Source organism: Stutzerimonas sp. LR2 (assembly GCF_055755175.1).
This window is the reverse complement of the sequence record NZ_JBVTRR010000003.1, coordinates 546068-559405: the sequence shown is the minus strand read 5'-3', so window position 1 is coordinate 559405 and position 13338 is coordinate 546068. Positions and strand designations below refer to the sequence as shown.

General features: G+C 62.4%; 16 protein-coding genes. All 16 read left to right on the top strand.

Annotation, left to right across the window (positions count from 1 at the left end; genetic code table 11):
* Window positions 1-90 precede the first annotated feature (90 nt).
* Window positions 91-927 (top strand): tRNA (cytosine(32)/uridine(32)-2'-O)-methyltransferase TrmJ, encoded by an 837-nt coding sequence (gene trmJ / locus ACVRRC_RS13535; protein WP_011914140.1) that lies wholly within the window; start codon window positions 91-93, stop codon window positions 925-927.
* Window positions 927-1703 (top strand): serine O-acetyltransferase, encoded by a 777-nt coding sequence (gene cysE, locus ACVRRC_RS13530; protein ID WP_011914139.1) that lies wholly within the window; start codon window positions 927-929, stop codon window positions 1701-1703. Before trmJ ends, cysE begins: the two co-directional genes overlap by 1 nt.
* A 164-nt stretch (window positions 1704-1867) precedes the next feature.
* The gene (gene iscR / locus ACVRRC_RS13525; protein ID WP_013983650.1) at window positions 1868-2359 is read left to right on the top strand and encodes a Fe-S cluster assembly transcriptional regulator IscR; all 492 of its coding nucleotides are present in this window, start codon (window positions 1868-1870) and stop codon (window positions 2357-2359) included.
* A gap of 31 nt (window positions 2360-2390) precedes the next feature.
* Complete coding sequence (locus ACVRRC_RS13520; RefSeq protein WP_472997115.1) at window positions 2391-3605, top strand: IscS subfamily cysteine desulfurase; 1215 nt, start codon at window positions 2391-2393, stop codon at window positions 3603-3605.
* Between the two features lie 43 nt (window positions 3606-3648).
* Window positions 3649-4035, top strand: a complete 387-nt coding sequence (iscU, locus tag ACVRRC_RS13515; protein ID WP_011914136.1) for a Fe-S cluster assembly scaffold IscU — start codon at window positions 3649-3651, stop codon at window positions 4033-4035.
* 12 nt (window positions 4036-4047) lie between these two features.
* Window positions 4048-4371: an iron-sulfur cluster assembly protein IscA gene (gene iscA, locus ACVRRC_RS13510; protein ID WP_013983648.1), complete on the top strand. Its 324-nt coding sequence runs from the start codon at window positions 4048-4050 to the stop codon at window positions 4369-4371.
* A 7-nt stretch (window positions 4372-4378) separates the two neighbouring features.
* A complete protein-coding gene (gene hscB / locus ACVRRC_RS13505) occupies window positions 4379-4900 on the top strand; it encodes a co-chaperone HscB (protein ID WP_011914134.1) in 522 nt (173 codons plus the stop codon).
* Window positions 4901-4939: 39 nt separating this feature from the next.
* Window positions 4940-6802, top strand: coding sequence for a Fe-S protein assembly chaperone HscA (hscA, locus tag ACVRRC_RS13500; protein WP_019406738.1), 1863 nt, complete (start codon window positions 4940-4942; stop codon window positions 6800-6802).
* Between the two features lie 5 nt (window positions 6803-6807).
* Entirely contained in the window at window positions 6808-7146 is a 339-nt protein-coding gene (fdx, locus tag ACVRRC_RS13495) for an ISC system 2Fe-2S type ferredoxin (protein ID WP_014597399.1), read from the top strand.
* A 10-nt stretch (window positions 7147-7156) separates the two neighbouring features.
* Complete coding sequence (gene iscX / locus ACVRRC_RS13490) at window positions 7157-7357, top strand: Fe-S cluster assembly protein IscX (RefSeq protein ID WP_014597398.1); 201 nt, start codon at window positions 7157-7159, stop codon at window positions 7355-7357.
* 157 nt (window positions 7358-7514) lie between these two features.
* Window positions 7515-7946, top strand: coding sequence for a nucleoside-diphosphate kinase (ndk, locus tag ACVRRC_RS13485; protein ID WP_011914130.1), 432 nt, complete (start codon window positions 7515-7517; stop codon window positions 7944-7946).
* A 19-nt stretch (window positions 7947-7965) separates the two neighbouring features.
* Complete coding sequence (gene rlmN, locus ACVRRC_RS13480; RefSeq protein WP_472997114.1) at window positions 7966-9114, top strand: dual-specificity RNA methyltransferase RlmN; 1149 nt, start codon at window positions 7966-7968, stop codon at window positions 9112-9114.
* Window positions 9115-9125: 11 nt separating this feature from the next.
* Entirely contained in the window at window positions 9126-9884 is a 759-nt protein-coding gene (gene pilW / locus ACVRRC_RS13475) for a type IV pilus biogenesis/stability protein PilW (RefSeq protein ID WP_011914128.1), read from the top strand.
* Window positions 9881-10885 carry a RodZ domain-containing protein gene (locus ACVRRC_RS13470; protein ID WP_011914127.1) on the top strand — a complete coding sequence of 335 codons (1005 nt, stop codon included), beginning with the start codon at window positions 9881-9883 and terminating at the stop codon, window positions 10883-10885. Before pilW ends, ACVRRC_RS13470 begins: the two co-directional genes overlap by 4 nt.
* A 7-nt stretch (window positions 10886-10892) precedes the next feature.
* A complete protein-coding gene (gene ispG, locus ACVRRC_RS13465; RefSeq protein WP_472997113.1) occupies window positions 10893-12005 on the top strand; it encodes a flavodoxin-dependent (E)-4-hydroxy-3-methylbut-2-enyl-diphosphate synthase in 1113 nt (370 codons plus the stop codon).
* Window positions 12006-12021: 16 nt separating this feature from the next.
* Complete coding sequence (hisS, locus tag ACVRRC_RS13460; RefSeq protein WP_011914125.1) at window positions 12022-13311, top strand: histidine--tRNA ligase; 1290 nt, start codon at window positions 12022-12024, stop codon at window positions 13309-13311.
* The last annotated feature ends 27 nt before the right edge of the window (window positions 13312-13338 follow it).

The window sequence follows — 13338 nt, the reverse complement described above, 5'->3', positions numbered from 1 at the left end:
CAATTACCTGGTCGTTAAAGAAAGCGCGAAATTCTATCAGGAAAGCTCGGGCGCATGTAGCGTCACCGGCGTCGCTGCAGGCTTTGGTCGATGGCGGACGGCGAGCGGCTTCCTGTAAGCTTTCCGCTGGTTTTCTTGCTGAGACTCATCGTGTCGTTGCAGAACATTCGAGTGGTGCTGGTCAATACCAGCCACGCCGGCAATATCGGCGGCGCGGCGCGGGCCATGAAGAACATGGGCCTGTCGCGTCTGGTGCTGGTTGATCCGGAAGACTTTCCGAGCCCGGACGCGGTCGCCCGGGCGTCCGGCGCGACCGATATTCTCGATTCGGCCCAGGTCGTCGCCACGCTGGAAGAGGCGCTGGTCGGCTGCAGTCTGGTGCTTGGCACCAGTGCCCGGGATCGGCGCATACCCTGGCCGCTCCTGGACCCGCGCGAGTGCGCCGCGGTATCGGTGGAGCAGGCTGCTGCCGGTAGCGACGTGGCGCTGGTGTTCGGTCGTGAGTACGCCGGCCTGACCAATGAAGAGCTGCAGCGCTGCCAATACCATGTCCATATCCCGTCCGATCCCCAGTTCAGCTCGCTGAATCTCGCCGCAGCCGTCCAGGTGCTCACATACGAGGTGCGCATGGCCTGGCTGGCGGCCGAGGGGCGGCCGACCAAGGTGGAAAAACTGGAGACCACGGCGATGCTCGACGCGCAGCCGGTCACGGTGGACGAGCTGGAAAACTATTTCGGCCACCTTGAGCAGACGCTGGTCGATATCGGTTTTCTCGACCCGGCCAAGCCGCGCCATCTGATGCCGCGCCTGCGCAGGCTGTATGGGCGCAGCGGAATCAGCAAGCTGGAGATGAACATCCTGCGGGGCATTCTCACCGAGACGCAAAAGGCGGCCCGCGGCGAACCTCACAAGCGGAGAAGTGATTGATGTTCGAACGCATGCGCGAAGACATCCAAAGCGTATTCCATCGCGATCCGGCAGCCCGCAACGCGTTCGAGGTGCTGACCTGTTACCCGGGGCTGCACGCCATCTGGATCCATCGACTTTCCCATTGGCTGTGGACCCATGAGTGGAAATGGCTGGCGCGCATGTCGTCGAATCTCGGGCGTTGGCTGACCGGGGTGGAGATTCACCCGGGTGCACGGATCGGGCGTCGTTTCTTCATCGACCACGGGATGGGTATCGTCATTGGTGAGACCGCCGAGATCGGCGACGACGTGACGCTCTACCACGGCGTGACATTGGGCGGGACCAGCTGGAACAAGGGCAAGCGCCATCCGACGCTCGAGGATGGCGTGATCGTCGGTGCGGGCGCGAAGATTCTCGGCCCATTCACGGTGGGTGCAGGTGCGAAGATCGGCTCCAACGCAGTGGTTACGCGGGAAGTGCCGCCGGGTGCGACGGCCGTGGGTATTCCTGGGCGTGTCATCGTCAAATCCAGCGATGAGCAGGAGGCGAAGCGCAAGGCGATTGCCGAAAAGATCGGTTTCGACGCCTACGGTGTCAGCGAGGACATGCCGGACCCGGTAGCGCGGGCGATCGGGCAGTTGCTCGATCACGTGCAGGCCGTCGAGGAACGACTGGAGGGAATGTGTGGCGCGCTCAAGGCGCTCGGTAGCGACTACTGCGCCAAGGAACTACCCGAGTTGCGCGAAGAGGATTTCGTCGAAGTGAAGCCTGATGCCGGAGAAGCGCGCGGCTGAAGTGCGGGTCTTGGCAGTAGCTGGTATCATGCGTCCAGCTTTGCCATCCGCCTGTACGATCAGGGTGTCTCGCTAAAGACCTACTAATTTAATAGGTCTTATAGTTGACTCAAATACTCGGGAATTGCATAATTGCGCCAAACCGTAATGCTTGGTGCAGACCGATGCGATTGACCACCAAAGGCCGTTATGCCGTCACCGCCATGCTTGATCTTGCGCTGCATGCGCAGCATGGGCCGGTTTCCCTGGCCGACATTTCCGAGCGCCAGGGAATTTCGCTTTCCTATCTCGAGCAACTGTTTGCCAAGCTTCGCCGTGGGAGTCTCGTCACCAGTGTGCGCGGGCCTGGCGGAGGTTATCAGCTGTCTCGCGACATGGCTGGTATCCAGGTTGCTCAGGTTATCGACGCGGTCAACGAATCGGTCGATGCCACCCGTTGCCAGGGGCTCGGGGGTTGTCACTCCGGCGATACCTGCCTGACCCATCACCTGTGGTGCGACCTCAGTCAGCAGATCCATGAATTCCTCAGCGGCATCAGTTTGGCCGATCTGGTCAATCGTCAGGACGTACAGCAGGTCGCGCTGCGCCAGGACATGCGCAAGGCCAGCGGCACTTCGCCGCAGATAGACAAGATAGAAACGTCCGCCATCGATTGAGCAGGGCGACCGCCTGATAGGAGATATCTGAATGAAATTGCCGATTTACCTGGACTACTCCGCAACCACGCCGGTCGACCCGCGTGTCGCCGAAAAGATGATCGAATGCCTGACCAACGAAGGCAATTTCGGTAACCCGGCGTCGCGCTCGCATGCCTTTGGCTGGAAAGCGGAAGAGGCGGTGGAAAATGCGCGTCGCCAGGTGGCTGAACTGGTCAATGCCGACCCGCGTGAGATCGTCTGGACCTCCGGTGCCACCGAGTCGGACAACCTGGCGATCAAGGGTGTCGCCCACTTCTACGCGTCCAAGGGCAAGCACATCGTCACCACCAAGATCGAGCACAAGGCGGTTCTGGATACCACTCGTCAGCTCGAGCGTGAAGGGTTCGAAGTGACCTACATCGAGCCGGGCGAAGACGGCATCGTCACCCCGGCGATGGTCGAGGCGGCGCTGCGCGAGGACACCATCCTCGTGTCGGTGATGCACGTGAACAATGAGATCGGCACCATCAACGACATCACCGCGATTGGCGAGCTGGCCCGGGCGCGCGGCATCCTGTTCCATGTCGATGCCGCCCAGTCCACCGGCAAGGTGGAGATCGACCTGGAGAAGATGAAGGTCGACCTGATGTCCTTTTCCGCGCACAAGACCTACGGGCCGAAGGGCGTCGGTGCCCTCTATGTCCGTCGTAAGCCGCGCGTTCGTCTCGAGGCGCAGATGCACGGTGGTGGTCACGAGCGCGGCATGCGCTCCGGCACCCTGGCTACGCATCAGCTGGTAGGGATGGGCGAGGCCTTCCGTATCGCCAAACAAGAGATGGCGCAGGAGAACGAGCGTATTCGTGCACTGCGTGACCGCTTCTACAAGCAGGTCGAGCATCTCGAGGAGCTGTATGTGAACGGCAGCATGACGGCGCGTGTACCGCACAACCTCAATCTCAGCTTCAACTACGTCGAGGGCGAGTCGCTGATCATGGCGCTCAAGGATCTGGCCGTATCGTCCGGCTCCGCCTGTACGTCTGCTTCGCTGGAGCCTTCGTATGTATTGCGCGCTCTCGGGCGCAACGACGAGCTGGCGCACAGCTCCATCCGTTTCACCTTCGGTCGCTTCACCACTGAAGAAGAAATCGATTACGCAGCGCAGAAGGTATGCGAGGCCGTCACCAAGCTGCGCGAGCTTTCGCCCCTGTGGGACATGTTCAAAGACGGCGTCGACATCTCCAAGGTCGAGTGGCAAGCCCACTGACCGGCGTCAAGCGCCGCACAGCCTGATCTAAGAGGATTGCACCATGGCATACAGCGACAAGGTCATCGACCACTACGAAAATCCGCGCAACGTCGGCAAGTTCGACGCCGAAGATCCGAACATCGGCACCGGCATGGTCGGCGCGCCGGCCTGCGGCGACGTCATGCGCCTGCAGATCAAGGTCAACGAGCAGGGTGTCATCGAAGACGCCAAGTTCAAGACCTATGGCTGCGGCTCCGCGATTGCCTCCAGCTCCCTTGCCACCGAATGGATGAAGGGCAAGACGCTGGAAGAGGCGGAAACCATCAAGAACACCCAGCTGGCTGAAGAGCTCGCGCTGCCGCCGGTGAAGATTCACTGCTCCGTTCTCGCCGAGGATGCGATCAAGGCCGCGGTGCGTGATTACCGGGAAAAGAAAGGTCTGCTCTGACAGGAGATTGTGATGGCTATCACCATGACGCCCGCTGCAGCTCAGCATGTTCGTCGCTCGCTGGAAGGGCGCGGCAAGGGTGTGGGTGTGCGGCTTGGGGTTCGCACCACGGGCTGCTCGGGGCTGGCTTACGTCCTCGAGTTCGTCGACGAGACCGCAGCGGAAGATTCGGTGTTCGAAAGCCACGGGGTGAAGGTGATCATCGATCCGAAGAGCCTCGTCTACCTTGATGGCACCGAGCTCGACTTCGTTCGCGAAGGCCTCAACGAGGGCTTCAAGTTCAACAACCCGAACGTTCGTGGCGAATGCGGCTGCGGCGAGAGCTTCAATATCTGAGGACGCCGTGGGTACTCCCTGTCACTTTGCACTGTTCGATCTGAAGCCTGACTTCGAGCTGGACCTTGCGCAACTCGCCGATCGCTATCGCGAGCTTGCGCGCCAGGTTCATCCGGATCGCTTCGCCGATGCTGGCGAAAGCGAGCAGCGCCAGGCGCTGGAGCGTTCGGCCAATCTGAACGAGGCCTATCAGACCCTGAAGAGCCCGAGCCGGCGTGCGCGCTATCTGCTGGCGTTGGAGGGGCACGATGTGCCGTTGGAGGCGACCGTTCAGGATCCTGCCTTCCTGATGCAGCAGATGCATTGGCGCGAAGAGCTCGAAGAGCTTCACGAGCAGGCCGATCTCGATGGTGTTGCGGCATTCAAGTCGCGGCTCAAGCAGGCTCAGCAAGGTCTCAACGACGACTTCGGTCAGATCTGGCGAGACCCCGCGCGCCGTGTGGATGCCGAAAGACTGGTTCGCCGCATGCAGTTTCTCGACAAGTTGACCCAGGAAGTGCGCCAGCTCGAAGAGCGCCTCGACGATTAACCCGCGCGACGCTCGCGTTGCGCCCGATACCAGACAGACATGGCCTTACTTCAGATTGCCGAGCCCGGACAAAGCCCTCAGCCCCATCAGCGGCGCCTGGCTGTCGGAATAGACCTGGGCACTACCAACTCCCTCGTTGCCGCGTTGCGCAGTGGCGTCACCGCCCCGCTGGCCGATGCCGATGGGCAGGTGATTCTGCCGTCCGTTGTGCGTTATCACGCCGATCGTGTGGAGGTCGGTGCGTGTGCCAAGCGTGCAGCAGCTGCCGATCCGTTCAATACCATCAGCTCGGTCAAGCGGTTGATGGGGCGAGGGCTTGCGGACGTCAAGCAGTTGGGCGAACAGTTGCCCTATCGTTTCCGTCAGGCCGAATCGCAGATGCCCTTCATCGAGACGGTCCAGGGGGCCAAGAGCCCGGTGGAAATCTCGGCGGAGATCCTGCGGGCGCTGCGCGAGCGCGCCGAGGCGACGCTGGGTGGCGAGCTGGTCGGGGCGGTGATCACCGTGCCGGCCTACTTCGATGATGCCCAGCGTCAGGCGACCAAGGATGCGGCGCGGCTGGCCGGCCTCAATGTGCTGCGCCTGCTCAATGAGCCGACCGCAGCGGCGGTCGCCTACGGTCTGGACCGTCAGGCCGAGGGTGTCGTCGCGATCTACGATCTCGGCGGCGGAACCTTCGATATCTCCATTCTGCGTCTGACCAAGGGTGTGTTCGAGGTGCTGGCCACAGGCGGTGATACCGCCTTGGGCGGTGACGATTTCGATCACGCTGTGGCTGACTGGATTCTCCAGCAGGCCGGGGTTTCCGAGGATCTGGCGCCCGGCGAGCAGCGCGAGCTGTTGAAGATCGCCTGCGATGCCAAGGAGCGCCTCAGTGTGGACGAGACGGTTCAGGTCGCCTACGCCGGTTGGGCGGGCGAGCTCCGCCGTGAGACGTTCGATGCTCTCATCGAGCCGCTGATTGCCCGAAGCCTCAGGTCGTGCCGGCGCGCGGTGCGTGATTCCGGTGTCGAGCTGGACGAGATCACGGCAGTGGTCATGGTCGGCGGCTCGACCCGCGTGCCAAAAGTACGTTCGTCCGTGGGCCAGCTGTTCGGTCGGGAACCGCTGACCGATATCGATCCGGACGAAGTGGTGGCGATCGGTGCCGCGATCCAGGCCGAGACCCTGGCGGGCAACAATCGGGACGGCGAAGAGCTGCTCCTGCTCGACGTGATCCCGCTGTCGCTGGGTCTGGAGACCATGGGCGGGCTGATGGAGAAGATCATCCCGCGCAATACCACGATTCCGGTTGCACGTGCGCAGGACTTCACCACCTACAAGGATGGCCAGTCGGCCATGATGATCCATGTGCTGCAAGGTGAGCGCGAGCTGATCTCCGACTGCCGTTCGCTGGCGCGCTTCGAGCTGCGTGGTATCCCGCCGATGGTTGCGGGCGCGGCGAAGATTCGCGTGACGTTCCAGGTCGATGCCGACGGACTGCTCAGCGTTTCGGCGCGTGAGCTGGCCTCCGGCGTCGAGGCCAGCATTCAGGTCAAGCCGTCCTATGGCCTGACCGATGGCGAGATCGCCAGGATGCTCGAGGACTCGTTCCGCAAGGCGGATCAGGATCGCGACGCCCGCGCCCTGCGCGAGCAGCTGGTCGATGCCCAGCGCTTGCTGGAGGCTGTCGAAGCAGCGCTGATTGCCGACGGGGAACGTCTGCTTTCCACCGAGGAGCGTGCCGCCATCGAGGCTCAGATGGCCGAGTTGCGTGCGTTGCTCGACAGTCAGGATGTGTCCGCCATCGAGCGCCAGACCAAACGCCTGAGCCAGATCACCGACGCCTTCGCTGCGCGTCGTCTGGATTCCACCGTCAAGGCCGCCTTGGCCGGGCGGCGGCTTAACGATATCGAGGATTGACCCAGATGCCGCAGATCATTTTCCTGCCTAATGCCGATCATTGCCCCGAAGGTGCCGTGATCGAGGCGAAAACCGGCGAGACGGTGCTGGACGCCGCGCTGCGCAACGGCATCGATATCGAGCATGCCTGCGAGAAGTCCTGCGCATGCACCACCTGTCATGTGGTGGTTCGCGAGGGCTTCCAGTCGCTCGAGGCCTCCGATGAGCTGGAGGACGACATGCTCGACAAGGCCTGGGGGCTGGAGCCCTACTCGCGGCTGTCCTGTCAGGCGGTAGTGGCCGATACCGATCTCGTCGTGGAGATTCCGAAGTACACCATCAACCAGGTGTCGGAAGGGCATTGAGGGCAAGGACATGCAACTGAAATGGACTGATGTGCAGGACATCGCCATCGAACTCGCCGAGCGCAAGGCCGATGTCGATCCGCGCTATGTGAATTTCGTCGATCTGCATCGCTGGGTACTCGAGCTGCCTGACTTCGCTGACGAGCCTAGTCGTGGCGGCGAAAAGGTGCTCGAAGCCATCCAGGCCGCCTGGATCGAAGAGGCAGAGTAACGCCTCCTGGGGCGTTCGCACCCAGCGTGCCGTTACCGTTCGGCGATCGGGCCACGCGTCCGCGGCAAGGCCCTCTACCCTTATGTTTTTAACGCCAACCCGCGTATAATCCGCGGGTTTACTCGTTCGCTTTAACCCATCAGTTTTGGAGTCCTACATGGCCCTGCAACGCACCTTTTCCATCATCAAGCCTGACGCTGTCGCCAAGAACGTGATCGGCGAGATCACCACCCGTTTCGAGAAGGCCGGCCTGCGTGTCGTCGCTTCCAAGATGGTTCAGCTGTCCGAGCGCGAAGCTGCCGGTTTCTACGCCGAGCACAGCGAGCGCGGCTTCTTCAAGGATCTGGTTGCCTTCATGACTTCCGGTCCGGTCATCGTTCAGGTTCTGGAAGGCGAGAACGCCGTCGCCAAGAACCGCGAGCTGATGGGCGCCACCAACCCGAAGGAAGCGGCTCCGGGCACCATCCGTGCCGACTTCGCGGTCTCCATCGACGAGAACGCCGTTCACGGTTCCGACTCGGAAGCCTCGGCCGCCCGTGAAATCGCCTACTTCTTTGCTGCCACCGAAGTGTGCGCACGCATTCGCTGAGTGAGCGAAGGTGAGTCCAATGATTGCCACGACCGGTAAGGTGAATCTGCTGGGTCTGACCCAGCCGCAACTGGAAAGCTTCTTCGAGTCCATCGGGGAGAAGCGTTTTCGCGCCGGTCAGGTGATGAAATGGATTCACCACTTCGGCGTCGATGATTTCGATGCCATGAGCAATCTCGGCAAGGCCCTGCGCGAAAAGCTCAAGGCCTGCGCCGAGATTCGCGGCCCGGAGATCGTCAGTGAAGACATCTCCAGCGACGGCACCCGCAAATGGGTGGTTCGGGTCGCATCGGGCAGCTGTGTGGAAACGGTGTACATCCCCCAGGGCGGCCGTGGAACGCTTTGCGTTTCCTCGCAGGCCGGCTGTGCGCTGGATTGCAGCTTCTGTTCCACCGGCAAACAGGGTTTCAACAGCAATCTCACGGCGGCCGAGGTGATCGGTCAGGTGTGGATTGCCAACAAGTCTTTCGGCACCGTCCCGGCGAAGATCGATCGCGCCATCACCAATGTGGTGATGATGGGGATGGGCGAGCCGTTGCTGAATTTCGACAACGTCGTCGCTGCCATGCAGATCATGATGGACGACCTCGGTTATGGCATTTCCAAGCGCAAGGTGACCCTGTCGACCTCCGGCGTCGTGCCGATGATCGACGAGCTGGCCAAGGTCATCGACGTGTCCCTGGCGCTGTCACTGCATGCGCCCAACGACGCGCTGCGCGATCAGCTGGTTCCGATCAACAAGAAGTACCCCCTGGACGTACTGTTGGCCGCCTGCAAACGCTATGTGTCGCGCCTGGGCGAGAAGCGCGTGCTGACCATCGAATACACGCTGCTCAAGGGTGTCAACGATCAGCCCGAGCATGCCGAGCAGATGATCGCTCTGCTGGTGGACATTCCATGCAAGATCAATCTGATTCCGTTCAATCCGTTCCCTCATTCCGGATATGAGCGGCCGAGCAACAATGCGATCCGCCGTTTTCAGGACATCCTGCATAAAGGCGGGCACAATGTGACGGTGCGTACCACCCGCGGCGAAGACATCGACGCGGCTTGCGGTCAGCTTGTCGGTCAGGTTCTGGACCGGACGCGTCGAAGCGAGCGATACATCGCTGTACGCGAGCTGCAGAGCGAGCCGGGTGCGGCGCAAACTGCTTCGAACCGATCCTGAGGGGGATGCTGATGATTCTGCGCGCTGCGCTGCTGCTTGTACTGACCGGCCTGTTGGCCGGTTGCGTGTCTTCTGGCACCGTCGATCCACTGAAGACCGACGAAGGTCGGCAGCAGGCACGGGATGCCTATATTCAGTTGGGTATCGGTTATCTGCAGCAAGGCGCGGCCGCCCGTGCGAAGACGCCGCTGCGCAAGGCGCTCGAAATCGACCCACGCAGCGCCGACGCGCATGCGGCGCTGGCACTGGTATTCCAGACCGAAATGGAAAACGACCTGGCCGACAAGCACTACCGTGAAGCGTTGTCCAGCCGCAAGGACGCGCGCATCCTCAACAACTACGGCAGCTTCCTTTTCGAGCAGAAACGCTATCCGGAAGCGATGGAGCGTTTCAGCCAGGCCGCCGAAGACAACATGTATCCCGAGCGCGCCCGCGTCTTCCAGAACCTCGGCATGACCGCCCTGCAACTGGGCAAGCGCGAGGAAGCCGAAAGCTACTTCAGCCGATCGCTGCGTCTGGATGGCCGCCAGCCCCGAGCGCTGCTCGAACTTGCGATGATGGCCTACGAAGACAAGCAGTACGTCCCAGCCAAGCGTTACTACGACAGCTTCAGCCAGATGTCCGATCAGACTGCACGGAGTCTGCTGCTCGGCATTCGCCTGGCCAACATCCATCAGGACCGCGACACGGCTGCCAGCCTGGCGCTGCAGTTGAGGCGGTTGTATCCCGGTACGGATGAGTACAAGCAATATCTTTCGGAGCAACGATGACCGCGCCGCACCAAGAACAGGCTGCACCGATGGGAAACAACCCCGGGGAAACGCTGCGCAAGGCTCGTGAAGACAAGGGCCTGACGCTGTCTGCGGTTGCACAGCAGCTCAATCTCACCGAGCGCGCGCTCGCCCGCATCGAGGCAGGCGACTTCAGCCAGCTGCCGGGTCATACCTTTGCCCGCGGTTACGTTCGGGCCTATGCCAAGCTGTTGGGTCTGGATCAGACCCGCCTGGTCCAGGAGTTCGACCAGCACACTGGCACCAACGCATCCGGCAGCAGCGTCAACAGTCTCGGTCGTATCGAGGAGCCTAGCCGTCTGTCGCGCAGTTTCATGCGTTTCTTCGGCTTCGCCTTGCTGCTGGCTCTGGCGGCAGCGGCCTGGTTCTGGTGGCAGGAACATACGGCGCGGGAAGCCAGCACAACGCCGGTCTCGGCACTTGAGCGGATCGAAGTCGAAAGCGCCGACGGCACCACCGAGATTCATCTGCTCGATCGGGCCGACGAAGTGGCCGAGGCGCCGGTCGACGTAGCGGATGGACAGCCACCTGTCGTCGATTCGGATGCGAGCGAGGCGGCCGTAACGCCAGAAAGCACACCGGAAGCTACAGGCTCGAGCGCGACGGCGGCTCCTCCCCAGCAATCGCAGCCGTTGCCGCTTCCAGAGACCGGTGATAGCGCGCCAGTGCCCGTGCAGGCGCCTGCAGCCACCGCTCCGAGCGCAGCCACTGACACACCGGCACCTGTCGCCGCGCCGGGTGAGGCTCAGCTGGAGTTGCGCTTTACCGCCGATTGCTGGACCCGTGTGACGGATGCCGATGGTCGCGTGCTGTTCAGTGCCCTGGCCAAGGCCGGTACCAGCAGGACAGTCACAGGCAAGGCGCCGCTGGACGTCCATCTGGGGTACGCTCGCGGTGCACAACTCAGTTACAACGGCGAAGCGGTGAATCTCGCCACCCACATGCGCGGCGAGACGGCGCGCCTCAAGCTCGGACAGTAAGCTCACCATGCATTCCGAATCTCCTATCAAACGTCGCCAGTCCCGCAAGATCTGGGTAGGCGGCGTTGCGGTCGGTGGCGATGCGCCGATTTCCGTACAGAGCATGACCAACACCGAAACCTGCGACGTCGAGGCGACGGTCGGGCAGATCCAGCGCCTGGCCAATGCCGGCGCTGACATCGTCAGGGTCTCGGTGCCGTCCATGGAGGCTGCGGAGGCCTTCGGCCGGATCAGGCAGCGCGTACAGTTGCCGTTGGTCGCCGATATCCATTTCGATTACCAGATCGCCCTGCGGGTAGCCGAGCTCGGCGTCGACTGCCTGCGCATCAACCCGGGCAACATCGGCCGCGAGGATCGCGTTCGGGCAGTGGTTGACGCTGCGCGTGACAAGGGCATCCCGATCCGTATCGGTGTCAACGCCGGTTCGCTGGAGAAGGACCTGCAGAAGAAGTACGGCGAGCCGACGCCACAGGCGCTGGTGGAGTCCGCACTGCGTCATGTGGACCATCTCGATCGCCTGGACTTTCAGGACTTCAAGGTCAGCGTCAAGGCGTCCGATGTGTTCATGGCCGTGGCGGCCTATCGGCTGCTGGCCGGGCAGATCGAGCAGCCGCTGCACCTGGGCATTACCGAGGCGGGCGGGCTGCGTTCCGGCACGGTGAAGTCCGCAGTGGGTCTGGGCATGCTGCTCGCCGAAGGCATCGGCGACACCATTCGTGTGTCGCTGGCGGCCGATCCCGTCGAGGAGATCAAGGTCGGCTTCGATATCCTCAAGTCTCTGCGTCTGCGCTCGCGCGGCATCAACTTCATCGCCTGCCCGAGCTGTTCGCGGCAGAACTTCGATGTGGTCAAGACCATGAACGAGCTGGAGACCCGCGTCGAGGACCTGCTGGTGCCGATGGACGTCGCGGTGATCGGCTGCGTGGTCAACGGTCCGGGCGAGGCCAAGGAGGCCCACATCGGCCTGACCGGTGGCACTCCGAACAACCTGGTCTACATCGATGGCAAGCCGGCGCAGAAACTGAACAACGAAAACCTCGTCGATGAGCTGGAGCAGCTCATCCGGCGCAAGGCCGCCGAGAAGCTTGCGTCCGACGCGGCGGTCATCGCGCGCAGCTGATCTTTAAGGAATCCCATTGAGCAAGTCCCTGCAAGCCATTCGTGGCATGAATGACATCCTGCCTGCGCAGACGCCGACCTGGCGTTATCTGGAAAGCACCTTTGCGCAGCTGCTGGAAAGCTACGGATACAGCGAGATCCGTCTGCCGATCCTGGAGTTCACCGACCTGTTCGCCCGCGGTATCGGCGAGGGCACCGATGTGGTCGACAAGGAGATGTATACCTTCCTCGATCGCAACGAAGAGTCGCTGACCCTGCGTCCCGAAGGTACCGCCGGCTGCGTGCGCGCCGTGCTCGAGCATGGCATGACGGGTGGCGGGCAGGTGCAGAAGCTCTGGTACACCGGGCCGATGTTCCGCTACGAGAAGCCGCAGAAAGGTCGCTACCGGCAGTTCCACCAGATCGGCGTGGAAGTGTTCAACCAGCCGGGACCGGATATCGATGCCGAGCTGATCGTACTGACCGCGCGCCTGTGGAAGCAGCTCGGCCTCGCCGATGCGGTGACGCTGCAGCTCAACAGCCTGGGCTCCAGCGAGGCTCGGGCGCGCTACCGCGATGCTCTGGTGGCCTACCTGCAACAGCGTTTCGAGCAGCTCGACGAGGACAGTCAGCGTCGCCTGACCACCAATCCGCTGCGCATCCTGGACAGCAAGAATGCCCAGACGCAGGCGTTGCTGACCGATGCACCGACCCTGCACGACTATCTGGACGAGGAGTCGCGGGCGCATTTCGAAGGGCTCAAGGCCCGGCTGGATGCGGTCGGCATCGCCTACGAGATCAATCCCAAACTGGTTCGTGGACTGGATTACTACGGCCGCACCGTGTTCGAGTGGGTTACCGACAAGCTCGGCGCGCAGGGCACGGTCTGTGCCGGTGGGCGTTATGACGGTCTGGTCAGCCAGTTCGGCGGCAAGCCGACGCCGGGTGTCGGCTTCGCCATGGGCGTCGAGCGTCTGGTGCTGCTGCTGGAAACGCTCGGCCTGGTGCCGGAGACGTTGAACCCGGCACCGCATGCCTACATCTGTGCATTCGGCGAGGCCGCCGAGCTGGCGGCACTGGCGCTGGCCGAACGTCTGCGTGATGAACTGCCGGGGCTGCGCCTGCTGGTCAACGCTGGCGGTGGCAGCTTCAAGAGTCAGTTCAAGAAGGCCGACAAGAGCGGAGCGCGCTATGCGCTGATTCTGGGTGACGACGAACTGGCAGGGCGCGTGGTAGGTTGCAAGCCGCTGCGCGATGACAGCGAGCAACAAAGCATTGCCTGGGATGCTCTGCCCGAGCGTCTGGCTGCCTGCCTCGAGCAGGTCTGAGACTTAGCGAATAAAAGGAGTGACAGC